Genomic DNA, 24,705 nt, shown 5'->3' with positions numbered 1-24,705 from the left:
AAAAGAGAGGAGAAATAATTTTCTCCTCTCTTTCTTCTAACTATATTTAAATGCTGAATCTGTCGATTACGTCAGCATATATTACTGAGATTTTAATTCCAAGTATACAAATACTAGTACTGTCATAATTGCAATAACAACGTAAGTAGCATCAAGCATTATAAGTGTTTTTAAAGTTTCAGTCATCGTAATTCACCCCTGTTATAAAAATATAACATGATCTTTTTATTGATTAGATTAGAGATCATAAAGATAAAATGTATATGAAATTTCTTAAGTAGCTTCTATATAAATATATCATATAAATAATGTAAGTAATGTTAAGATAGTGTAAATGTATTGTAAATAAAGAGGTTTACAATGAAGGCTTTAATAAAAAAATGATAGTTCCTTAAAATAAAAAATACGCTATTTTCATATGAGATGAATTGCAATTATTTGTATAAGGGATTCAAAAAATTTTTTTCGTTGTATATATTTCTCCAAATTAATTATTTAGCTATTTAAAAGTATCGAAAGATGTGTGCACACTAATGTATATTTTTTGGATGTCAATAAAAGTATTATGTCAACAATATGAACTGTCACAAATCTTTATATATTATTGTGATTGATATCACATCACTTTTTTTCAATGGGTATTATGCTTAAGATGTAATGAATGATTGGGAGAGGGTGGGATGATATGTTTTGTTATCAATGTGAACAAACGCCAACAGGCGGATGTAAAGTAATGGGTGTTTGTGGCAAGAATGAAACGATTGCGAGTTTACAAGATACGATTGTGTTTGGGCTAAAAGGAATTGCAGCTTATCGCACACATGCTGCTCAGCTAGGGTATACGGATGCATTTGTAGATGCTACAACACAAGAAGCTTTATATATGACATTAACAAATTCTAACTTTAACGAACAAGAGCATATTGATATGGCTATGAAAGTCGGGAAATCAGCTTTACGGGTGATGGAGTTATTGGATGAGGCACATACGAATCATTTTGGTGTGCCAGAGCCTGTACAAATTACACAAAATCGTGTAGAAGGTAAAGCAATTGTAGTTACGGGCCATAATTTATTTGCACTAGAAGAACTATTAAAGCAAACAGAAGGAAAAGACATTAATATTTATACACATTCTGAAATGCTACCAGCACACGGATATCCGCAGCTGAAAAAATATAAACATTTAAAAGGAAACATCGGCAAGGCATGGTATGATCAAAGACGCCTTTTTGAAAAATTTACTGGTGCCATATTAGCGACAACGAACTGTGTTATGCCAATTAAAGGATCATACTCTGATCGATTCTTTTCATATGATATTGCAGGTTTAGAAGGTGTACAAAAAATTGAAAATGATGATTTTATACCATTGATTCAAAAAGCACTAGAACTTCCAGAAGTACATATGGAGTCGGATGAACAGTTAGTGACAGGGTTTCATCATAATACAGTATTATCATTAGCTCCAGAAATTATTGATGCAGTAAAAGAGGGGAAAATAAAGCGTTTCTTTGTTATCGCCGGTTGTGATGCACCGGGAAAAGGCGGAGAATATTATCGTGAATTAGCAACGTCACTTCCGCCAGAAACGGTTATTTTAACAACTTCTTGCGGGAAATTCCGCTTTAATGATGTGGATTACGGTGTTGTACCTGGTACAGAAATTCCGCGTTACATTGATTTAGGACAGTGCAATAATTCAATTTCTACAGTGAAAATAGCGGCTGCTTTAGCTGATGCTTTTCAATGTGAAGTGAATGAATTGCCAGTAAGTATTGTACTATCATGGTTTGAACAAAAAGCAGTTGCCATTTTACTAGGGCTATTTAGTCTTGGGATTCAAGATATTCGCATCGGTCCAAAGGCTCCTGAATTTATTTCACCTGGCGTGCTTGATGTATTACAAGAAACATTTGGTTTAAAACTAATTACAAATGCAGCAGAAGATATGACTATGATGTTATCGTAATAAAAAATGATCTGTCTTATTAATAAGAAGAGCTAGCCATATTCATTAACTTTGGTATAGTATAGCGCCCCAAAATAAAAATGTAGAATTTTTGTTTTGGGGTAGTTTCTTTTCTTAGTGGGATAGGTATGGGGCAAAATAAAAAAAGAAAATAGGCTGGTATTGAATAGGTAATAGTTGATTTTAGAAAAAATATAAAAATCGAGTTGACATTCATCGCTACTTAGTCATACAATGTACTTGTAATAAGCAATACTGAGTAGTGTTGTTTCTCAAAATATTTTCAGTAGACAATAGGTAATAGCGGATTTTAGAAAAAATTTGAAAATCAGTTGACATCCATAACTACTTAGTCATACAATGTAGATGTAATAATTGATACTGAATAGTTCGGATTCACAAAACTGTTCAGTAAAAAATTCGCCTTAGTACTCTGTGATACTGAATATAAGTCAGACAGAATAGGGGTAAAGGAGGATCAGGACATGGAAAATTTAACTGAAATGCTGAAAGGTTCACTGGAAGGGTGTGTACTGGAAATCATTAGTCGCCGTGAAACGTATGGCTATGAGATTACCCGCCACCTGAATGATCTTGGGTTTACCGAAGTTGTGGAAGGTACGGTGTATACCATCCTCGTACGATTAGAGAAGAAAAAGCTTGTGAATATTGAAAAGAAACCATCAGATATGGGACCGCCTCGTAAGTTTTATTCATTAAATGAAGAAGGTCGCCAGGAGCTTGAATTGTTTTGGAAAAAATGGGATTTTGTATCGTCAAAAATTAACGTCTTGAAGTCAAAATAGGTTCATAAGATAAAATGTTCCGGCCGATATTTTGAGAATTTCTTGTTCGGTTTTATAAAAAAGGAGGAAAATAAGATGTTAGAAATGTTCAAAAAGTTAATTGGTGATAAAAAAGAGTACAAAATGATGATGGCACGAGTTGAGGCTCTGCCAGAGGACTACCAATTTGTATTTAAGAAAATTCAAAACTACATGTGGAATTTTTCAGCGGGTAACGGGATGGATATGTTACACATACAGTATGAATTAATCGATTTGTTCGAAGCGGGTGCAGCGGAAGGAAGACAAGTGCTTGACATTACTGGGGATGACGTGGCTTCCTTTGCTGACGAACTAGTGGCAAATGCTAAAACTTACGTCTCCAAGTATCGTGAAGATTTGAATGAAAGTATTATGAAGAAATTGAGAAAAAAATAAATGGAATAAGTAGTACCGACTGATTAGCTGGTTACACATATGAATTGCCATCATAGCTATTCAGTTATATTTTTAACTTGGTACTAAGTAATACAGAATATCAGTGATACTAAATAGATAGAGGTAAATAAATAGTCTTCGCAAAACATTTTTATAGGGAGGAAAAAAGTATGAGTCATGCAGCGATTTCTGTAAAAGGCTTGAAAAAATTCTTTAAAGACAAGGAAGTTTTAAAAGGGGTAGATTTTGAGGTGCAGCGTGGAGAAATTTTCGCGCTGCTAGGCTCAAATGGAGCTGGAAAGACGACAACGGTTAACATCCTTTCGACGCTAATGAAGCAAGATAGCGGTGAAGTAAGTATTTGCGGATTTGATGTACAGCGTCAACCAGACCATGTTCGTCAAAGTATCAGTTTGACAGGGCAGTTCGCAGCTTTAGACGGTATGCTGACAGGGAGGGAAAACTTGATAATGATCGCCAAATTACGTGGTGTTTCCAATCCCGCTCAAGTTGCTGACAATCTACTTGCAAGATTTAGCCTGACTGATGCGGCAAACCAAAGGGCAGATCAGTATTCAGGCGGGATGAAGCGCCGGCTTGATATCGCGATGAGTTTGATTGGGGCGCCAGCAGTTATTTTTCTTGACGAACCAACCACTGGACTTGATCCTGAAGCGCGAATCGAAGTGTGGGATACAGTCAAGGAACTTGCTGGTAGCGGTACAACTATTTTGCTTACGACTCAGTACTTGGAGGAAGCAGAACAACTGGCAGACCGTATCGCTATTTTGCATGGCGGAAAAATTATTACGACAGGTACTCTTGCTGAACTAAAAGAGATGTTCCCGCCAGCAAAAGTGGAGTATATCGAGAAGCAACCGACATTGGAAGAAATATTCCTTGCGATCATTGGCAAAAAGGAGGAGATGTAAATGAAAAGTAAAACAGGTGTATTACTAGGTCGTTTAATGCGTAACATTATGCGCAGTCCGGATACAATTATTACAGTAGCGATTACACCGATTATGATGATGCTATTATTTGTCTACGTGTTTGGCGGCGCAATAAAAACTGGAACGGAAAACTACGTTAATTATTTATTGCCGGGAATTTTGCTAATGGCTATCGCATCCGGTGTAGCTTACACTTCCGTGCGACTCTTTACGGATGTAAAGAGTGGGCTGATGGCACGTTTCATTACGATGCCTATTAAGCGCTCATCGATATTGTGGGCTCACGTTCTAACCTCTCTGGTTGCTAATGTACTTACTATCGTGGTGGTTATTCTTGTTGCACTCTTAATGGGTTTCCGTTCCAGTGCTAATATTCTAGATTGGCTCGCGGTAGCTGGAATACTTGGGATGTTTACGCTGGCGCTAACATGGCTAGCTATCATTCCAGGATTGAAAGCGAGGTCTATGGAAGGGGCGACTGCTTACTCGTACCCGCTAGTTTTTCTTCCATTTATTAGTTCGGCCTTTGTGCCTACCGAAACGATGCCAAAAATTGTTCGTGTGTTTGCAGAGAATCAGCCTGTAACTTCAATCGTGAATGCGATTCGTGCTCTTTTATATGAAGGAACTGTTGGAAACGATATTTGGATTGCGCTCGCTTGGTGCGTAGGTATAATGGTCATCTCTTACTTTTTCGCCAGTAAAGCATTTAAACGTCAGTTAGGGTAAGAAACGTGATAAACGAAACCTTCAGGAATAATATATATTTAGAAAAGCACGGGAGATTTTCCGTGCTTTTATTATTTATCATGCTCTCATTGTAGTAAATGAAATGGTATTTAAAAATAGGATAATTATCCAGTGATAAAGCTTAATATTTGAGGCTCACTGCTTATGGAATGTATAAGCACACTCGTTTTTGTAAATCTGCTAATACTTCATCGGGTATTTCTTTGATTTTAATATCCTTCCCTAGAAAAAGCAGCCAATTTATTATTTCCGTCACTTCATCGGGATTGTTAACATTGATAAAAGTTTTTAAAATGGCTGTGGATTGGTAAGGATTAGTATAAGATATTGAAATTTTTAAAGGATGGTATTTTTTGAACTGGGCAATTGCTGTTGAACCAAGTTCAAGTACAAGGTTAATTGCTTCAGCCTTCTTACTTAGTTTTTCTAAAATCTTTTTCTTATTGAGCCTTTTATTCGTCGTGTATGGTTCGATATTGATGAGATCATCGACAGGAAACATTAACTTCTTTTCTTCTTTTAAGTCAAATCCTTCAATAATCCAATGGCTTTTTTCTTGATAAAGGTGTAATAGATAAATTGGATAAGACTTAATTTCTTCATCTTTTTTAATGGTAATCAATAAATGGTTATCCAAAAGAAGGATTTGAATGAGTTTTTCTAACATAGGATGGGGGAGATCAGAAAGCTCAAGTAGATCGGGATTATGAGGATTAGTTCCTTGGAACAGCAAGAGTTGATTTAAAAGAACAAGGTCATCCTGCTGGGTTTCTGAGATGAGTCCTAGTAGTTTTTCGGCTAAAGATTGACGACTCTTTAGGTAGGGAAGTTGTTGATTCCTCGTAGCCATAAAGGCAATAAAAAGAGCTTTCACTTCATTATCAGTAAAGCGAACAACGGGCAGGATAGAATTATGCATAACAAAATATCCACCCGTTCTCCCAACTTCAGCGACCAGTGGCATTCCCATAGCTTCAATTTCTCTAATGTCTCTGATAGCTGTCGACCGTGATATGTTAAATTCTTGTATAATTTCAGAAATTGTAAAGTGAGAGCGGTTGTTGATATACCGCATAATTGTATTAATCCGTTCAACTTTTTTCATTTTGGTCTCCTAAACAGTATCATTTTTTGACATGGTTTAAAGGTATTATAAACGTATCAGATGAAAAGATAAATCGTTTGATTAATAAAAAAAGAGGCAGGTTTTGAATATGAAAAATTATACTATAGAAGAAAAAGATAGCTTTATTGTGTTAGGTATTGGAACTGAAATTAAGAGTGAATACACAAACTTTGCTGGAATAAATAAAGAAAAGGAAGACTTTTGGTCGGCTGTTAAAGAAGATGGAAGGCTGGACACTTTAAAAGCTTTAGCTACAAATGAATACATTTTTTCCGTGAGCGAAGCGGTGAATAACAAAATGATGTATTATGCGGGTGTCATGACAGAAGCACAAATAGAAGAAGAATCTAGAGTGATTCAGTTTCCGAGGGGAGAATACTTAGTAGTGAAAGGGGAAGACAAAACGGCTAAAGAGCTAAGTAATAAGCTTACTGGCATCGCCTTCGGTCAAGCTTTACCAGAAGCAAAGGATTTTGCCTATGTTGGTGGACCGAATACAACGGTTGAGATGGGACAGAGAAATGGCCTAGTATTTGGTGAAATGTGGATTCCGGTTGTTAGGAAGTAAAGTGATAAAAGGTGCGAATATGGAAAGTAGAGGCTAACGATCTTGTATTGTTGGCCTTTTTGAAATGAATATAATATTCATATACTGCTACACAGTATGTTCTGATAAAATGGAATAAAAGGGAATTGTTGTAAGGTGGTGGCAGATTGAATAAAAAAAGATTATTTGAGCTATTCATAGTAACGTTTGTTTTTCTATTCCTTCATGTAAGTACATTTACTAATGAAAAATTTAACGATAAATTGGGATCTTTTACTTTCATTGTGCTACTTCTTATGCTTTCTATTTACACTGCATTTATAGAAAAGTATTTTGATGATATACAAAAGTGGATTCGAAATATTACATGTTGCTTTGCTTTATTCGTAGTGGTTTTAGTAGCTCTATGGATAGGTTATTTTTAGTCCTTACTTAAGAGAATGAGAAATATGTGATTACACTACATTCGATCCGATACTATTACTTAGCTGCATCGGTTTATATTAATTTTTTCTCTCCTCAATCATGATAAAATGTACAATAGGAAATTTTATGTAACATAAAGAAGGAAGGTTTATGGTGAGCCTGAGTACTTTGCTAGCTTTTGCGCTTGTTTCACTTAGTATGGTTTGTTCACCTGAGCCTATTTTGATTTATCTTATTTCTCATTCCATTACGTAGGGGCGTATGGCAGGATTTATTTTTTTATTGAGCATCATGCTTGAATTTGTAATTCATATAAATGAAGCAACTTTAGTATTCACTCAAAAATCCATTGTCTATGAAACAACTAGATTTGTAAACGGCTTTAATAGAAAGATGTCTATTGTATTTTTTGCGGCAAGATTAAATAGCTTTTTTGTTACTTTACAATAAAGTATACTTAATATCAGTAATTCATGTAATTAGGGGTGGTTTCTATATTTAGAGAAAATACAAAAAGGATACTTCTGTCATTAGTAACAAATCCAATACTAATAATTGTATACGGGATTTTTTGTTATGAGTTGGCCTTATACTGTAAGTACGGAAGAATGAATTATAATATTTACATTTTGTTATTATGTATAGTACTTTTTATATCCATAACTACATTTACTACAATGCGGGTGATAAAAAATAGAGAATATGAATCTAAAAAATTAACAAATTCAATAGCATGGAGATCCATTTCTATTATCATTATTGTTGCAATTACATCATTTTATGGGATGCAGATTTATAAAAGTGCAATAAATTACAATGGTAAATTGGCATGGTTTATAGAAAAGTTAAAACATGAAAGGTCAGTTAAACTTAAACATAATAATATATATAAGTCTGGAGTAGAAGGTATTTTTGAAGATATAAATAAAAAATATCCTTTGCCAAAGAAATTGTATATGGCAACTGATTTTGATCTTACATTTCATTCAGATGGAACAATCACAGCGTTTGATACATTTGTTTATGGGAAAAATGATGATGGGAAAGAAGAAACTTATTTAATCTCTTATAATAAGAAGAAGTCAGAAGATATTACTATAATACGAGACGGATACGCAAAGCCTGATTATAATGATGATAAATTAGTAGAACCTTTAATTGAAACGGTTAAGGCGATTCCAGTTAAGCAAACGGTTAGAAAATGGAATGAAAGTAAGTATGGGTTGATTTATTATGGAAAAAGAAATTGGGGATCCAATACAGAGGGAATTATTAATATTACTGAGGATGGTAAGGGGCAGAGTCTTAAAAAAGCAGCTTCTGATATCATTGGATATACTGTATCTATATTTGTCCCTGGAAAAGAGCAAGAGCTAGTCCCTGCTAGATATAATTTAATAAGTGACGCAAGTTGGAGTAAATCAAAGACGCCTCCAAAAGAAGATATGCTTAAAGAGAAGAAACAACAAGATTTAAAGAATGAAAAAGAACAGTTTTTCCTATCGAAAGAAGTTGGTTATAAACTAAATATGACAGATAAAGCATTAGGGAGCGCCTTTTATTCATTAAGCAAGACTAGTGATGAAGGGAAAACATGGGAGGTTATCAATCCAGATCCATTTAATGGGGGGATTGGTAGTGTATCAGGAATCACTTTTATAAATGATAAACTTGGGTTTTTAGGAGCAATTAGTCCTTCTGGTAATGAAGGAGAGTTATATCGCACAGATGATGGGGGAGTATCTTTCAAAAAGGTAGAATATCCGCCGCATGAAGTGAAATTAGATCATACACAGTCCACAATAAGTCCTTTTGATTCACCTAGTATGCCATATGAGAAAGATGGGGTTTTTAATATGTTAGTGGGACAAGGGGCAGATGGAGACTACAATGGCGATAGTAGTGCACTTTATCAATCAAAAGATAACGGAGAGACATGGGAATTTGTAGAAGAAGTGAAAAAGAAATAATCAGAATTTTTTTGGGGAAATAAGGTAACTACTCAGCTATACATTTTATTTAGAAGTTTGGTAAGGGGTATAATTCCAGCCATGAAGATAAAAATGGACCTATACCTCGCTGCCTTTCTTTGTTTTATTTCTTATGCTTACTATCAACGCTATATATAGAAAGGTATTTTGGTGATATACAAAAGTGGATTCGAAATATCACATGTTGTTTAGCTTTATTTGTAGTGGTTTTAGTAGCTCTATGGATAGGGTACTCTTAGATCCTTACTTAAGAGAATGAGAAGTATGTGATTACAATACATTCGATCCGATAATATTACTTAGCTGCATCGGTTTATATTAATCTTTTCTCTCCTCAATCATGATAAAATGTACAATAGGAAATTTTATGTAACATAAAGGGGGAAGGTTTATGGTCAGCTTGAGTACATTGGTAGCTTTTGCAATTGTTTCGCTTAGCATGGTTTGTTCACCTGGGCCTAATATGATTTACCTCATTTCCCGTTCCATTACGCAAGGACGTATGGCGGGATTTATTTCTTTATTGGGCATCATGCTCGGATTTGTAATCTATATAATCGCAACTATGTTTGGACTTACAGTTCTATTCGTTGCTGTTCCCGCTGTATATGAAGCGGTAAAGTGGGCAGGTGCTGCTTACTTGCTCTGGCTCGCCTGGAATTCGATTAAACCGGGTGCTAGATCTATTATGGAACCTCGTATGATTTCTAATGAGCCACCAAGGAAATTATTTCTGATGGGACTCATGACGAATCTTCTGAATCCAAAGATTGCTATTTTGTATGTATCACTTCTACCTCAATTTGAAGATCCAGAGAAGGGGTCGTTGCTTTTTCAAGGTGCAGTTTTGGGGCTTACGCAAATCACTGTTAGCTTTATAGTTAACCTTGTAATTGTATGTACAGCAAGTAAAATTGCAAAATGGTTTGGCACACGCCCGACGTGGCTACGAGTACAGCGTTGGCTTATGGCAAGTGTTTTAACGGGGCTTGCTGTACGTCTTGCTTTTGAACGTCGACAGTAAGAGCCTCTTTACCGTCAGTTTCTATAATATAACCTAATAAATATTAATATAATTTATGTATAGTAGATATTTACCTTATAAAATAAGGGGGGAATATTATGACTGAGACAAACGAATCTTCAGGAGTTAATTTGAAAAAAGATGTGAAGTTTTCTATTATAATTCCTGCGCATAATGAAGAAAAGTACATTAGAAAATGTTTAGATTCAATTGCAAAGGCATCAGAGGCATATAAAGAGCAAACGGAAGTTATAGTTGTTTTAAATCGTTGTACAGATAAAACAGAGGAAATAGCAAAATCTTATAATTGTGTTACATTGAAAAATAACGATAAAAACTTATCTAAAATTCGAAATGCAGGGGCTAAAATAGCTAGTGGAGAAATAATCGTTACTATAGACGCTGATACCATAATGACAGAGTCTATGTTGTTTAATGTAGATAAATATTTAGCTTCAGGTACATACATTGGTGGTGGGGTGAATGGTAAGTTTGAAAGAATATCTTTAGGAATATTTCTCTCCGCAATGTTAATCATAATCCCCTTACTTTTTAAGTACGGAGCTATATCTGTAGGGATTTTTTGGTGCTATAGAAAAGACTTTATGGCAATCAACGGATTTAATGAAAACATGCTTATGGCAGAAGATGCAGATTTCGCTAAACGTTTAAAAGAGTGGGGAAAGAAAAATAATAAGAAATTCGGTACTATTAAAAATGGAATGATAACTTCATGCAGAAGATTTGATACATATGGAGACTGGACTTTACTTAAAAATCCAAAAGTAATTTTAGCTTATCTAAAAGGAAATGATAGAAAATACGCAGATAAGACATATTATGATAACCAAGAAAGATGAAAATAGAGAAAATCGGCAGAGGATAGCTAGTACTTTTTTAGATATAATGAGAATCCAACTTAATTTAATAGATATTATAAGAAAACCATCAATTTGATTATCTTTTTTCAAATTGATGGTTTTTATTTTTGAAATAAATATGTATTTTTTTATGAAAATATTTTTTGACCCCCATAAAACTATGTATTCCTCCGAATATGTATAGTGAAGAAAATAAATAGAAGAAAAATGACTATGAAAGAATATAGAAGCATTAATAAAATTACTAGATTAAGTGGGCATCCAAAATGGAAGGATGAAATTACCAATTATATAAAGAAGAGTTATTCAAGGATTGCAGATAAAATAGAAAGAGAATAAGCAAAACGAACGGTAGAAAATAAGAAAGTAGATAAAAATACAAACTTAACTGTAGTGCCGAGAGAAAAGGAAAAATCATTAAGAAAACGTTAGACTCTAAAAATATAACTAACAGCAAGAAAACAAGACCGAAGAAAAGTACCAAGAAAATCTGGTTAAATGGTCACTTGTGTAGTGGCCATTTTGCTATTTGAAGGAGGCTGGGAGATTACAAGTGTTGAGTTTAGTAATGAAGATCTTAAGAAAACCGAAAATAGAAGATATCGTATGTAACATACAAAACAACGAAGAAGATAAAGAAGCATTTATCGTACAGTATCAACCTTTTATTAGAAAATCAATCTCATCTGTCTGCCGCCGGTATATTACAGAACAGGATGATGAATATAGCATTGGATTGTTTGCGTTTAACGAAGCAATTGAACAGTATTCATATACAAAAGGAAAATCCTTTTTAGCGTTTGCTGATCTTCTTATAAAAAGAGATGTAATTGACTATATACGTAAGGAGTCTAAACATAACTTTGTCTTTTTAAAAGAAGATGAGCAAGAGGAAATGTTAGAAATGCAAGTGTCGCTTACAGAGTATATGAAAGAGATGGAAAATAGTAACCGTAAGGAGGAAATTCTTCATTTTCAAAGTGTGCTAGCTGAGTTTAAAATCACATTCTCAGAGCTTGCTAAAGAATCTCCTAAGCATCGTGATACGCGTGAGCACTTAATAGAAATTGTAAAAGTTATTATAAAAGAAGAGGAAATGATGGAAGAGCTGTTCCGAAAGAAAAAGTTACCGCTTAAACATATTGAACCGCGTGTTAGGGTAAGTCGTAAAACGTTGGAACGACATAGAAAATACATTATTGCAATGTGTATTATTTTTGCAAACAACTATACATATATTCTGGATTACATAAGAGGGGAAAAGCATGATGAATAAAGGAATTGTGATGGATATAAAAAAGCATAGCGTAGTTGTTTTAACACCAAATGGAGAGTTTATTACGTGTAAAAGAAAAGGGGATTCTTGCATGATTGGGGAGGAAATCTCATTTGATGAGCAAGAACAAAAAGCATCGCATTTTTCGATCCCTTCCTTTTTAAAACCTGCATCAATACTTGTTGCTTGTTTTCTATTTGCAGTGCTGTTTTTCTACAACCAACCAGAAGAAAAAGTATTTGCTTACGTCTCAGTTGATATAAATCCAAGTTTAGAGGTGAGCGTAACGAAGGATTTTCGTGTTATAGATTTACAGGCTTGTAATGATGATGGAAGGCGTATTTTAAAAGAATTGAAGCAATGGGAAAATAAACAATTGCAAGAAGTAGTACGTACTATTATACAGCAAAGCCAAGAGGATAAGTATTTAACGAATGATAAGCAAGTTATGCTAACAGCAGTTGCAAAGGACAAGGCGCTAGAACCACAGTTAGAAAAGGCAATGAAAGAATTGAAGAAAGAATATGAGTTAAAACATATTACAGTTGAATATCAAAGTAGCACGATGCAAGTACGAGAGAATGCTAGAAAAGCTGGAATTGGCACAGGTGTCTATATAAAGCAAGAGAATGAGAAAAACAAATCGCTTACGCCTCCTGCCACGCCGCCTAATCAGGTGGAAAATGAAGAAGAGGTGCAATCACAGCCGGAGTCATCTCCTGATGCATCAATGGATTTATCTCCTGTAGACGAAAAAAAATATGAAAAGCAAGAGCAGAAAGAACAAAAGAAAACAGAGGAACAGTCATCGAAGCAAATAAAAGAAAACAATGGAAGAGGATCTCAGCAAGAAAATAGAGGGAATCAACAGGAGAATAAAAGTAGAGAAGCTCAACAAGGAAATAATGGGAATCAGCAAGGGAACAACGGAAGAGGATCACAACAAGGGAATAATGGAAATGGGCAAGGAAGCAACGGAAGAGGATCAAAACAAGGGAATAATGGAAATGGGCAAGGGAACAACGGAAGAGGATCACAACAAGGAAATAATGGAAATGGGCAAGGGAACAACGGAAGAGGATCACAACAAGGAAATAATGGAAATGGACAAGGGAACAACGGAAGAGAATCACAACAAGGAAATAATGGGAACGAGCAAGGAAACAACGGAAGAGGGTCTCAACAAGGGAATAATGGAAATGGGCAAGGGAACAATGGAAGAGGATCCCAGAAAGAAAATGGTGGAAACGAGCAAGGGAACAATGGTAGGGGGTCTCAACAAGAAAATAGAGGCCACCAGCAAGGGAATGAAAAGAAGAATCAATAGAATATGGAAGTGAGAGATTCATTTCAAAGCTAAAAGGATGTATCCCGCTATTTGTCGGGCAGTAAGACCTCCATCTCAAAATTCAGCGGAAGCAAAGAAGTTAGGTGGGGGTCGGGCTGATAATCCGTGGGGGAGGAACAAAGCCCTCACTGATTAAAGTTGCACTTTATTATTTTATAGTTCTATTAAGAAGGAGTATGTGAAAAATATAATGGAGAAAAACATTCAACAAGAGAAAGATAAAGAAAAACCTGTTTTTTATGATCCGAAAGGAAGGAGAAACATAGCTTTTATTTCGTTTCTATGTATCTCAATAGTTAGTGTAAGTGTTGTATTTTATTTTTTCTTTCAAAGCATTTTTTCAACACCAGAAATTCCAAATATGAATACCGCTGTACAACAAGATAATAAACTTGTACCAATTAATCAAAAACTTAGTGATCAGCAGTTAAAGAAGGAAGAATTTAACCCAAATACCGAAACGAAGGATAATAAAAATTTGGTGAATTCGCCGAAGGATAGTAAACAACCTAAAGAAGTGTATGGTTTTTATGTAAACTGGGATGAAAATAGTACCGCTTCTTTAAAAGAAAATATCGATTCCTTAACTACGTTAGTACCAGAGTGGTATCATTTAAAAGCAGATTTAACGATTAGAAGTGAGATCAAAGCTGAGATAGTAAAGTTGGCAGAAAAAAATCAAGTGAAGATTATGCCTTTGCTTACTAACTATACTGAGGAAGCTTCTGGTCCTGATAGTGGGCTAATTCATAAGTTACTGAATTCCTCAAATGATGTAAAGACAAAGTTTATTAATGATTTAGTAAGCCAAGTTAAAAAGAATCATTTTTCAGGAATTAATATTGACTTTGAGGCCGTACCTGAAAGTGATAGAGAAAACTTAACAAATTTTATGAAAGAACTTACTACGGAATTTCATCAACATGATTTGCTCGTTACACAAGATGTTCCAGCTAATGATAAGGCTTTTGATTATAGTGCGTTAGCAAAAATAATAGATCGAATGATTGTAATGATGTACGATGAGCACTATGGAGCCGGGGAACCAGGACCAATTGCTTCAAATAAATGGTTCCAACATACATTAAAAGAACTGAATATTCCGTCTAATAAGCTTATAGTTGCTTTCGGTAACTATGGATATGATTGGCAAGTAAATAGTAAAGAAGCTGCGAAGTCTTTAACTTTCTCAGAAGTTATGGCAATGGCTCATGATTCAAATATGAAAATTCAATGGGATAAAATGAGTGGAAACCCTTATTTTAGGTATAAAACAGAAGGGAAAGAACATACTGCTTGGTTCTTAGACGGTGTAACTCTTTATAATCAAGTGAAAATCGCAATGGACAATAATGCAAAGGGATTTGCGTTATGGAGACTAGGAGCAGAAGACCCTACAATATGGAAAGTTTTAAAAAATCCGATTGAGGCACAAAAAAATCCTAATGTATTACATAAAATCAATAGTTTAGATGAAGTAAATTATTCTGGACAAGGTGAAATTTTACAGATTGAGAATGAAAGAAAAAATGGATTGAGAGATTTTAAAGTAGGCAAAGATGGTTACCTTACAGATGAAGTATATCAATCCTTACCATCTGCATATGAAGTGCAACGATATGGAAAACCAAATGGGAAACAAGTAGTATTAACATTTGATGATGGACCAGACCCGAAATATACGCCAGAAATTTTAGATATATTAAAAGAGAATCAAATAAAAGCTGCTTTTTTTGTACTTGGTGAAAACGCACAACTAAATACTAGTATTGTAAAAAGAATATACGATGAAGGGCATGAAATTGGCAATCATACTTTCAAGCATCCTAACATAGCTGATACGTCTTTACTACGAACGAAAGTAGAACTTAATACGACGCAACGTTTAATTCAGGAAGTAACTGGACATTCTACGGTTTTATTTAGACCGCCATATGAAGCGGATGCTAACCCGGATTCATCAAATGAAATATTGCCTATTTTACGTGCACAAAATATGAACTATACAATGGTAGCGGAAAAAGTTGATCCCGAAGACTGGGCAACACCATCAACAAATGAATTAGTAAAGCGTGCTCTTAATCCCATTTATAAGGGAGAGGGAAATATTATTCTTCTCCATGATGCGGGAGGGAATCGTACACATACAGTAGAGGCGCTCCCAATCATTATTAAAGACCTAAAAAAGCATGGATATAGTTTTGTAACAATTTCAGATTTAATGAATAAAGAACGAGATGAAATTATGCCTCCTGTTTCTTCTGAGGGGAAGCAATATTTACTTTACAATAAAGCTGTCTTTTCAGGAGCTGGATATTTTAAGCATATATTAACAACTATTTTTTATATTGCTATTGGATTAGGGATTTTTCGATTTTTATTCTTAATTTATTTTGCATGGAAGCAGAAAAGACAGACGTTATCTCGCTATATTAATTCGTCTTATCAACCTTTTGTTAGTGTTGTCATAGCGGCATATAATGAAGAAAAGGTGATAGCCAAGACGATTCACTCAATTTTGGATAGTAATTATAGAGAATTTGAAGTTATTGTTGTGGATGACGGATCGACAGATGGTACGTCAAAAGTAATGAAAGAAACATTTTATAAACACCCTAAAGTTCGTTTCATTCAGAAAGAAAACGGCGGGAAATCATCGGCAATGAACCTAGGGTTTCAACAATCGCGAGGAGAAATCATTGTCACTTTAGATGCGGATACTATTATTGCGCAAGACGCTATTTCTTTAATGGTTAGACACTTTGAAGATCAGAATGTAGCTGCAGTTTCAGGTAATGTCAAAGTGGGGAATAGACGGAATTTGTTAACTACTTGGCAACATGTTGAGTATATTACAGGGTTTAATTTAGAACGTAGAGCTTTTGATGAGTTAAATTGTATTACAGTAGTTCCAGGAGCTATTGGGGCGTGGCGCAAGAAGAATGTAGTTGAATCTGGATATTTAAGCGAAGATACATTAGCAGAAGATACCGATCTTACTATTACATTTTTACGTCAAGGGCATAGAATTGTATATGAAGAAAAAGCGCATGCTTTTACGGAATCACCTGAGGATGTGAAAAGTCTCATTAAACAGCGATATCGTTGGTCATATGGTACACTTCAATGTCTTTGGAAACATCGAAAAGCGTTGTGTAATTCAAAACATAAAACGTTAGGGTTTATTGCACTGCCTAACATGTGGTTATTCCAATATGTTCTGCAATTCATTGCTCCTTTTGCAGATATATTAATGATTATAGGACTATTTAGTAGTAATCCGCTAAAAGTTTTAGGATTTTATTTTGTATTCTTTTTAATGGATCTTCTCGCTTCTCTGTTCGCATTTAAATTAGAGGAAGAAAATCCGAAACCATTAGTATGGTTAATTTTACAACGTTTTATTTATCGTCAATTTATGACTTATGTTGTCATTAAATCTATATTCTCATCGCTTCGAGGAGTAGCGGTAGGGTGGAATAAACTAAAGAGACTGGGGAGTGTTAAACATTCCACGGAACATAAGGAGGCATCATAAAAGAGCGGACTATCTGCTCTTTTTTTCATTGATTTTAGTTAGTTGAATGTAGAGTTGTAGTATAAAAACTACTGCTTCTATAATGAGATTCCTATTCATCATTAATGGTGAGACATTATGTTAAGCTAATCCTTTAGTTTCGGATTAAAGTTTTTTTATATTTTTTTAAAATGACGGACACAAAAACGCATATACCTTCGAATTATATATATGGATAACATAAATATGTATATAAAAGGGGAGAAATAAGATGAAAGAAAAAAAAGAAATGTTTCAAGAAATCGCTGAGGTGTTAAAGGTATTGGCGCATCCAGTTCGTCTATCTTTAGTAAAAATAATGCTTGCAAAAGGTCCTACTAATGTAACAACAATGTATGGGGATTTACAAATGCCTCAAAGTACAATTAGTCAACATTTATCTAAACTAAAAGCTGCTAAAATGGTTACAGGTACTCGGAAAGGATTAGAAATTTATTATGAGGTAACTGACAATCGTACAAAATCAATATTAGCATGTTTAGTTTAAATACATACTTCTATTTCAAAATAAAAAACGCTATTCTTTTCTATGATTTTACAGAGAGAATAGCGGTTTTTATTTTTAAGGAGTATCTTTTTATATGCCTATAGAATGGAGTGAAAGGTTTATGGGTCTAAATGTACCTACTATTACCTTAGGTTCTAGTGCGTCTAATAATAAAAAAATTCTCGGTTTAGGGGTGCTTCTTTATAGCTTACGTACAATTGAGATTAGAAAAAGTAGAGCGAGCGTTTAATGAGGCGGAAGTAGTGTTTATATGCGAAACTTTATAGAAATCTCATTTTTCTAATTGTATCTTTTTAGATTGATGGATGTGGGGTGACGTCCATCAATCTAAGAAAACAAGTTAGCTAAAAAATGATGAAAATAAACTTTATAAAAATAAAAAATATGAACGTAGAGGATTAAACAAAGTATATAGTGCTTTTTTAGTCATGTAATCTTTTAATCTGATGATCTTTTCCCCATTCAAACAGATTATTCATTATTTGCATTAAAGATTTTCCGTATTCACTTAGTGTGTACTCAACCTTTGGTGGAACTTCTTGATATACGGTACGATAGATAATCCCATCAGCTTCAAGTTGCCGAAGTTGTTGTGTAAGAACCTTTTGTGTAATGTTTGGGATTTCTCGTTTAATTTCATTTGTTCGCATTTTTCCATCCGACAAAATACATAAAATATGAACTTTCCATTTTCCACCGATTACATCGAGTGTTGTGGCAATTGGGCAATTATCATTTTGATTCATATAACACCTCCACAGGTACTTTAAGGTTCCTATAGCACTTTAAAGTACGTACTTTTCAATTATATGTAACTCATTCATACTAATACGTAAAGGATTGATTAATTTATAAAGGGGCTGGAAAATGATGAGAACACTTGTAATTGTAGCACACCCTCATATTGAAAAATCAAAAATTAATAAAAGATGGATAGAAGAACTTGAGAAACATTCAGATGAAATTACGGTGCATGAATTGTATAAAGTGGCACCGAATTGGGAGTTTAATATTGAAGAAGAGCAAAAGTTATTAGTAGAACATGACAGATATATATTCCAATTTCCACTTTACTGGTACAGCACACCACCATTATTAAAAAAATGGTTTGATGATGTATTAACATATGGATTTGCGTACGGATCACAAGGAGATAAAGTGAAGGGGAAAGAATTTGGTGTAGCTATTTCTATAGGTGGATTAGAAAAAGACTATGAAAATAGTGGGATTACAATGGATGAGTTGACGAAACCATTCCAAGCTACATGCTTATATACAGGTATGGAATTTATACCTTCCTTTTATTTATATGGTGCAGAATATAAACTAAGTGATGAAGAGATTGATAAAAGTGCACCTGAGTATGTGCAATATGTGATGAACAAGAAGTATTCTAATATATAATGAAAAATAGCCATTTACTTGTGAAGTAAATGGCTATTTTATATTCTTCTTATATTCACTAAGTGTAATCTTTAGTAAATTAATAGTTAATCTGGTAAAATAAAAAACCTAACATATATAAAGGGGAGTTTTACTTGAGAACGATGCGACAATTATTACAAAAGAGAGCAATGCAGTCACCAAATTTGGAAGCGCTTGTAGGAGGAAAGAAAAGATATTCGTTTCAGCAATATAATGAACGAGTAAATCAGCTTGCACATTATTTGTTACATAATGGTGTGCAAAGAGGAGATCGTATAGGAATACTATGCAAAAATAATCACCCATTTCCAAGCGTTATGATGGCAAGTTTAAAAATTGGAGCGGTATTTATTCCGCTAAATCATCAGCTTACTGTATATGAATTAGAAACGATTGTAAAAGAAGCGAAATTAAAAGTGTTAGTTATTGATGAAGAATTTAGTGAAGTGTTATTAAATGTTGATGCTGTTAAAGAAATTCCTTATGTAATTCAAACGACAAAAGAAGGTTTTGGTTCATTTGAATTAGAGCTGCAAAAACAGCCAACGACAGAACCGAACGTAGAAGTTCATGAAGAAAACGACGCCATTTACTTATTTACTTCAGGAACGACTGGACAGGCGAAAGCATGTGTAATTGGACATAAAAACTTACATCACTATTTTGCTGAAATTGCGGGACAAAGAGAAATCCCAGCAGGTGAACGCTTTTTATCTGTGCATCCATTGTTTCATATGAGTGGCGTGCTTTCTATTTTAAATTGTATTTATCATGGCGTTACGATGATTTTCTTAGCTGATTTGAATCCTACTCTTATTTGGGATAAGATTGAAGAAGAGAAAATTACTACGATGCTTGCGTTCCCTGCTGTTTATAGTTACATGCTTGATGAATTAAATAAAAAAGAACGTAATATTTCAACCTTTAAAGTAGCACAAAGCGGTGGTACAAAAGTGCCAGAAACACTCATTCAAAAATATATGGAAAAAGGAATATATATGGTGCAAGGTTATGGTAGTACAGAAGGTTGGGTTGTAACCTCATGGCATCCAATGATGGGAAAAGAAAAGATGTCTTCTGTAGGAAAAACCTTAAAAAATGTAGAGGTGAAAATTGTTCATCCAGAAACAGGACATGAATTAACAACAAATGAAGTTGGAGAGATTCATGTGAAAAGTCCATACATGTTTAAAGGGTATTGGAATAATGAAAAGGCGACAAAGAAGGTAGTAAAAGATAACTGGTTTAACATGGGTGATGCTGGCATGATAGATGACGATGGATTCCTGCATATTATGGGAAGATATAAAGACGTTATTATACGCGGTGGTGACAATGTATATCCAGATCAAGTAGAAGATGTTATTCATGAAATACATGGTGTTTTAGAAGTTGCAGTAGTTGGAGTTCTAGATGACTTTTGGGGAGAGGTTCCAAGAGCTTTCATTGTGAAGGATAGCGAAACAATATTAACAGAAGAAAGTATTACTCAGTATTGTAAACAGAAATTAGCCAGTTACAAAATACCAGAAGTGGTATTCATGGATGAGTTACCGAAAAACGCTTTAGGAAAAGTGTTGAAGAGGGAATTACGAGATGTAGTTCTTGTGAAATAGAAAATTATGAAAAGATGGAGAACCCAGTTATGTATAAAGCATCACTGGGTTTTTGTTAATGTTTCTGTTAGTGGAGAGTATAAACGTTTTTGTTTTTTTGATGCAATTTTTTAGCTTGGTAACGCTCGAACGATATTCGGCTATTCGGCAATTTAAACCTCGCTACCTCCACTTGAAATTGTTATAATTAAAATGTTTTTAATATTTCAACAATTAGGAGGCTAGAGAATGAAAATTGCGATAGTCTGTTTCGATAACTTTACTGATATAGATGTTTTTTTACCATGGGATTTATTAAATCGTGTACGTTTAGTTGGCGGTATTTCTGATTGGAATGTCCAGCTATTAGGAACGGAAAAAACGCATATATCCATGTCTGGCTTACGTATCCCCATGACAGGAAGCATATCTGATATACCTTCCGCTGACGCAGTAATATTTGCAAGTGGCAAGGGGGTCCAAGGTTTATATCAAAATCAAGAATATCTTAATAGCATTCATGTAGATCTTCAAAGACAATTAATAGGCTCTATGTGCTCTGGTTCACTACTACTAGGAGCTAAAAAATTGTTAACTGGCAAAAAAGCAACTACATATCCATCTGTAGTAGAACAACTTAAAGAATTTGATGTAGACGTTATTGAACAAAGCTTCGTAAATGAAGGGAATATCTCGACTGCCGCAGGTTGTTTTGCTGCTCAAGACCTCTCAGCTTGGATTATAAGAACCTTGATTAATGAAGAAATGGTTGACACTGTGCTTGAAACTGTTCAGCCAGTGGGCAAAGGTTTATATTTTAAATAATCAACTTAGAAATAGATAATCTGACTTGATTATTTAAAATGACGTTTTGGTACAATTTCTTCATTAGTGAATTCAAGTAATTCTCCTAAGGAGGGCGACCGTCACATCGTTATCAAGCCAAGGGTTTGGAATTACCTCAAAATGAAAAATTTCCCCTTATACAGTTAATTATAGAATTCGACTTATTTTTTTCGTATTGGGGAACTACTAATTTCTTAAGTTGATGGGCATAAGGTTTGTTACTAGATTTTGTATTTCGTGTAAGATGACAAAGAATATTCAATCAATTACTGGAGGAAGAGATGTAAATGAAGCTGCCGCTATTACAAGTAGAGACAGAGAAACTTATGATCCGTCCGTTCCAAAAAGATGATTACGAAAGTTGGTTAGATGGATTTAATAAGAGACTGCCATCGCAGTATAAATATGACGATGGCTATCAAGTTATGGCATCACGAACAAAAGAATGGTTCACGGAATGGATTAGAGGGTTTGATGAAGCAGCACATCGAGATGAGATGTATGTATTAGGTATTTTTCGTAAAGAAGACGGAGCTAATATTGGTAAGCTAGAGCTGATTAAAATTTTACGTATGGACTATCAATGGGCGATGATGGGATACTCCATACATAATCAATATTGGAGAAATGGATATGGTGTTGAAAGTGTGAAAGCTGCGCTACCGTTATTTTTTAGTTGCCTTGATTTTCATAGAATCGAATTACATATACATGTTGATAATGAGCCATCAGTGCGTCTTGCGGAAAGCGCAGGCTTTTCATTTGAATGCAAGAGAGAGGCATTTTCATTAGAGAATGGTAAGTGGATGGATTTTCTTATTTATTTTAAAAATAAGGAGATGAGTATATGAGAGTGGTTATTACAGGTGGAAATCGGGGATTAGGGTTACAGTTAGTAAAAGTATTTCATGAAAAGGGGCATATCGTTTATCCGTTAGTTAGAACTGAGGTTGCGGTAACGCAATTGAAGCAAATGTATAGTTGTAGATGTTTTCCTATATTGGCAGACTTATCGGTTGATGAGAGTACGGAGCAAATTGAGAAGCAGCTTGAGGAATATACAGAGCATGTAGATCTAGTTATAAATAACGCTGGCATTACTGGGAAGGAGACTGAGATTTTACATACAAATTCAGAAGAGTTAACGGATTTATTTAATATTCATTGCTTAGGTGTAATTCGGGCTGTAAAAGGTACATATATGGCGTTAGCTAAATCGGATCATCCGAGAATAGTAAATGTGTCCTCTCGATTAGGGTCATTACATAAAATGGCGAACAAAGAGTTTCCGCAAGGCCAGTTCTCATATTCATATCGAATTGCTAAAGCAGCACAAAATATGTTAACACTCTACTTACAACAAGAGTTTGAGAATAAAGGAATTCGTGTAACGGCAATTCACCCTGGGAAATTAAAGACTGACATTGGTGCTTTTGATACGAATATGAATCCGGCTGAAGGAGCAAAGAATATATATGATTGGGTAATAGATTCAAATGAGGATGTTTCAGGGAAGTTTATTGAGCCTGGTATGGGGGAATTAAAGTGGTGATATACGATCTTGCAATCATTCAGAATCTGTTTGGTCCTTCTAAAAAAGTATTAAATGGCTTACCAAATGCAGTGACAATTGAAGAAATAGAAGAAGATGTTTTGTATAACGTACAAACATATAAAGAAAAGATAAGTAGATTTGAAGAGGTTTGTTTTAATTGGGAGTTAAAAAGAGCGAGTATTGTATTAAACAAGAGGTTTAGTAGTTATAACTCAAACGCAAAAGTGTTACTTGATGCCGGTTTTTCTTTACATGCCGCAAAGATAGAAGTATGTAGAGAATTGAACAATATAGAAGGGCTTGAAAGACAATATACATATCGATCAATAGCAGAAGGAACGTTATCGGAAAAAGAATTTAAATATATTTGGGAACAATGTATGTCGGGTTCAGGGAATCAAACTTCAATTTTAACTATCGATGAACATTTTTATTCCGTGCAAACAGAGTTAGGTAAGGGTTGGGGAAAGTCATGTATTGTTTTTTATGATAAAACTGAGCCAATTGGTATGTCCATACCGCATATAGAAACTGGAACAGAAAGTGAAGGACGATTATTTTACTTGGGAGTAATGCCTTATTATCGCGGGAAAGGAGTTGCTTCTCATATGCATCTTCAATCTTTACATATGTTAAAGGAAATGGGGGCTACTTATTACATCGGAAGCACGCATACTTCAAATGAAAAGATGCAGAGGATATTTTGGAGAAATAATTGTTCGATGAAAACGGAGACAGAGCTTTATTATAAAATTTTTAAAGTAGATTAGGAGAAAAGAAGATGAAGACTATAAACGTATTTCATTACGATGCATTTACGAATAAACCAATTAAGGGAAATCCAGCAGGTATTGTATTAGAAGCAGATGGATTAACGGAAGAGGAAATGCAAATTATTGCTGAAAAAATTGGATATAACGAAACAACTTTTGTTCTTTCCTCAGAAGTAGGAGATATAAGAATGCGCTATTTTACACCTGGTTTTGAAATGGATTTATGTGGTCATGGGACAGTAGGGACGATATGTGCCTTGCGTGAAAAAGGTTTATTAGAAAAGAAAAGTAACCTTACTATTGAAACGAAGGCAGGGATTTTACCAATACAAATAGGTGTAAATGAAAATGGAGAAACCTTTATTAAAATGAGGCAGACAGCACCTCAGTTTAAAGATTTTGCAGGTTCAAAAGAAGAATTAGCTCATAGTATTGGTTTAGAAGTAAATGATTTAGATGTAAGTTTACCGATAGTATATGGAAGTACAGGAAACTGGACTGTAATTGTGCCGATTAAAAATCTAGATGCGTGTGAGAGAATGAAACCTAATAATGCTGCATTTCCGTCAGTATTAAGAGAAATACCTAATGCTTCTATTCACCCAATTTGTCTAGAAACTTATGATGAACTGGCACAAATGCATGGCCGTCATTTCTCGTCAGCTTATGCAGGAACGATTGAAGATCCAGTGACAGGAACAGCTTCAGGTGTAATGGGAGCGTATTATGCGGAGTATTTAGAGAAAGATTTTGAACATGAATTGGATTTAATCGTTGAGCAAGGACAGGAAATAAATAAAGATGGTCGTGTAACCGTTTATGTAACGAAAGGGATAGAAAACGAAAAGTTACAAATAGATATCGCTGGAACAGCGGTGTATGTGAAAGAGTTTGAAGTTTCAATATAAA

The 24,705-nt window shown here is 34.5% G+C and carries 25 protein-coding genes and 2 pseudogenes; 25 read left to right on the top strand and 2 right to left on the bottom strand.

Annotated elements, in window-relative coordinates:
• Positions 1–685: 685 nt before the first annotated feature.
• The 5 genes from hcp to MHH27_RS17460 all read left to right on the top strand — a co-directional run bounded on the left by hcp (position 686) and on the right by MHH27_RS17460 (position 4,877).
• On the top strand, positions 686–1,972 hold the full coding sequence (gene hcp / locus MHH27_RS17480) for a hydroxylamine reductase (protein ID WP_097924232.1): 1,287 nt from the start codon (positions 686–688) through the stop codon (positions 1,970–1,972).
• Positions 1,973–2,457: 485 nt separating this feature from the next.
• On the top strand, positions 2,458–2,778 hold the full coding sequence (locus MHH27_RS17475; protein WP_000429488.1) for a PadR family transcriptional regulator: 321 nt from the start codon (positions 2,458–2,460) through the stop codon (positions 2,776–2,778).
• 75 nt (positions 2,779–2,853) lie between these two features.
• Positions 2,854–3,195, top strand: a complete 342-nt coding sequence (locus MHH27_RS17470) for a DUF1048 domain-containing protein (protein ID WP_000891986.1) — start codon at positions 2,854–2,856, stop codon at positions 3,193–3,195.
• Between the two features lie 170 nt (positions 3,196–3,365).
• Positions 3,366–4,127: an ABC transporter ATP-binding protein gene (locus MHH27_RS17465; protein ID WP_097924165.1), complete on the top strand. Its 762-nt coding sequence runs from the start codon at positions 3,366–3,368 to the stop codon at positions 4,125–4,127.
• Complete coding sequence (locus MHH27_RS17460) at positions 4,128–4,877, top strand: ABC transporter permease (RefSeq protein WP_000837818.1); 750 nt, start codon at positions 4,128–4,130, stop codon at positions 4,875–4,877.
• 163 nt (positions 4,878–5,040) lie between these two features.
• Here the strand turns inward: MHH27_RS17460 and MHH27_RS17455 are convergent, their stop codons facing one another.
• Positions 5,041–6,003 (bottom strand): helix-turn-helix transcriptional regulator, encoded by a 963-nt coding sequence (locus MHH27_RS17455; protein ID WP_340943518.1) that lies wholly within the window; start codon positions 6,001–6,003, stop codon positions 5,041–5,043.
• A 109-nt stretch (positions 6,004–6,112) separates the two neighbouring features.
• Between MHH27_RS17455 and MHH27_RS17450 the strand changes: the two genes are divergently transcribed.
• The 13 genes and pseudogenes from MHH27_RS17450 to MHH27_RS17390 all read left to right on the top strand — a co-directional run bounded on the left by MHH27_RS17450 (position 6,113) and on the right by MHH27_RS17390 (position 17,831).
• Entirely contained in the window at positions 6,113–6,592 is a 480-nt protein-coding gene (locus tag MHH27_RS17450; protein WP_000801052.1) for a GyrI-like domain-containing protein, read from the top strand.
• Between the two features lie 146 nt (positions 6,593–6,738).
• Positions 6,739–6,996, top strand: coding sequence for a DUF3963 domain-containing protein (locus MHH27_RS17445; RefSeq protein ID WP_001036208.1), 258 nt, complete (start codon positions 6,739–6,741; stop codon positions 6,994–6,996).
• A 151-nt stretch (positions 6,997–7,147) separates the two neighbouring features.
• A pseudogene (locus tag MHH27_RS17440) lies at positions 7,148–7,313 on the top strand (LysE family translocator); the annotation flags it as partial.
• 169 nt (positions 7,314–7,482) lie between these two features.
• The gene (locus MHH27_RS17435) at positions 7,483–8,967 is read left to right on the top strand and encodes a WD40/YVTN/BNR-like repeat-containing protein (RefSeq protein WP_340943515.1); all 1,485 of its coding nucleotides are present in this window, start codon (positions 7,483–7,485) and stop codon (positions 8,965–8,967) included.
• A gap of 106 nt (positions 8,968–9,073) precedes the next feature.
• A pseudogene (locus MHH27_RS17430) lies at positions 9,074–9,227 on the top strand (DUF3963 domain-containing protein); the annotation flags it as partial.
• A gap of 152 nt (positions 9,228–9,379) precedes the next feature.
• Positions 9,380–10,012 (top strand): LysE family translocator, encoded by a 633-nt coding sequence (locus MHH27_RS17425; protein WP_141549195.1) that lies wholly within the window; start codon positions 9,380–9,382, stop codon positions 10,010–10,012.
• A gap of 98 nt (positions 10,013–10,110) precedes the next feature.
• Positions 10,111–10,872, top strand: coding sequence for a glycosyltransferase (locus MHH27_RS17420; protein ID WP_000141007.1), 762 nt, complete (start codon positions 10,111–10,113; stop codon positions 10,870–10,872).
• A 234-nt stretch (positions 10,873–11,106) separates the two neighbouring features.
• Positions 11,107–11,232 (top strand): hypothetical protein, encoded by a 126-nt coding sequence (locus MHH27_RS17415; protein ID WP_255295022.1) that lies wholly within the window; start codon positions 11,107–11,109, stop codon positions 11,230–11,232.
• Between the two features lie 214 nt (positions 11,233–11,446).
• Positions 11,447–12,169, top strand: coding sequence for an RNA polymerase sigma factor SigI (gene sigI / locus MHH27_RS17410; protein ID WP_002094101.1), 723 nt, complete (start codon positions 11,447–11,449; stop codon positions 12,167–12,169).
• On the top strand, positions 12,159–13,496 hold the full coding sequence (locus tag MHH27_RS17405) for an anti-sigma factor domain-containing protein (protein ID WP_340943509.1): 1,338 nt from the start codon (positions 12,159–12,161) through the stop codon (positions 13,494–13,496). The genes sigI and MHH27_RS17405 overlap by 11 nt, the downstream gene beginning before the upstream one ends.
• A 211-nt stretch (positions 13,497–13,707) precedes the next feature.
• Positions 13,708–17,055 carry a glycosyltransferase gene (locus MHH27_RS17400; RefSeq protein ID WP_075719119.1) on the top strand — a complete coding sequence of 1,116 codons (3,348 nt, stop codon included), beginning with the start codon at positions 13,708–13,710 and terminating at the stop codon, positions 17,053–17,055.
• 250 nt (positions 17,056–17,305) lie between these two features.
• Positions 17,306–17,581, top strand: coding sequence for an ArsR/SmtB family transcription factor (locus tag MHH27_RS17395; RefSeq protein ID WP_000660066.1), 276 nt, complete (start codon positions 17,306–17,308; stop codon positions 17,579–17,581).
• A gap of 94 nt (positions 17,582–17,675) precedes the next feature.
• Positions 17,676–17,831 (top strand): hypothetical protein, encoded by a 156-nt coding sequence (locus tag MHH27_RS17390; RefSeq protein ID WP_176520590.1) that lies wholly within the window; start codon positions 17,676–17,678, stop codon positions 17,829–17,831.
• A gap of 193 nt (positions 17,832–18,024) precedes the next feature.
• On the opposite strand, the gene MHH27_RS17385 is transcribed toward MHH27_RS17390, so the two are convergent.
• Positions 18,025–18,348, bottom strand: coding sequence for a winged helix-turn-helix transcriptional regulator (locus MHH27_RS17385; RefSeq protein WP_001072982.1), 324 nt, complete (start codon positions 18,346–18,348; stop codon positions 18,025–18,027).
• Positions 18,349–18,472: 124 nt separating this feature from the next.
• On the opposite strand from MHH27_RS17385, the gene MHH27_RS17380 reads away from it, so the two are divergent.
• From MHH27_RS17380 to MHH27_RS17350, 7 genes are all read left to right on the top strand, one after another.
• Complete coding sequence (locus tag MHH27_RS17380) at positions 18,473–19,006, top strand: NAD(P)H-dependent oxidoreductase (protein ID WP_025921899.1); 534 nt, start codon at positions 18,473–18,475, stop codon at positions 19,004–19,006.
• A gap of 143 nt (positions 19,007–19,149) precedes the next feature.
• On the top strand, positions 19,150–20,643 hold the full coding sequence (locus MHH27_RS17375; RefSeq protein WP_340944864.1) for a class I adenylate-forming enzyme family protein: 1,494 nt from the start codon (positions 19,150–19,152) through the stop codon (positions 20,641–20,643).
• A gap of 228 nt (positions 20,644–20,871) precedes the next feature.
• Entirely contained in the window at positions 20,872–21,447 is a 576-nt protein-coding gene (locus MHH27_RS17370) for a DJ-1/PfpI family protein (protein WP_053563915.1), read from the top strand.
• A 308-nt stretch (positions 21,448–21,755) separates the two neighbouring features.
• Positions 21,756–22,319, top strand: a complete 564-nt coding sequence (locus MHH27_RS17365; protein WP_090977510.1) for a GNAT family N-acetyltransferase — start codon at positions 21,756–21,758, stop codon at positions 22,317–22,319.
• Positions 22,316–23,020 carry an SDR family NAD(P)-dependent oxidoreductase gene (locus tag MHH27_RS17360; RefSeq protein WP_340943506.1) on the top strand — a complete coding sequence of 235 codons (705 nt, stop codon included), beginning with the start codon at positions 22,316–22,318 and terminating at the stop codon, positions 23,018–23,020. The genes MHH27_RS17365 and MHH27_RS17360 overlap by 4 nt, the downstream gene beginning before the upstream one ends.
• Complete coding sequence (locus tag MHH27_RS17355) at positions 23,017–23,793, top strand: GNAT family N-acetyltransferase (RefSeq protein WP_139213287.1); 777 nt, start codon at positions 23,017–23,019, stop codon at positions 23,791–23,793. Before MHH27_RS17360 ends, MHH27_RS17355 begins: the two co-directional genes overlap by 4 nt.
• A gap of 11 nt (positions 23,794–23,804) precedes the next feature.
• Positions 23,805–24,704 carry a PhzF family phenazine biosynthesis isomerase gene (locus MHH27_RS17350; protein ID WP_340943504.1) on the top strand — a complete coding sequence of 300 codons (900 nt, stop codon included), beginning with the start codon at positions 23,805–23,807 and terminating at the stop codon, positions 24,702–24,704.
• Position 24,705: the final 1 nt, after the last annotated feature.

This window comes from Bacillus sp. FSL L8-0152, from assembly GCF_038006365.1.
Classification (GTDB): domain Bacteria; phylum Bacillota; class Bacilli; order Bacillales; family Bacillaceae_G; genus Bacillus_A; species Bacillus_A cereus.
Note: the sequence above shows the minus strand (reverse complement) of the source record. Positions and strands in the feature narration are given on the sequence as shown.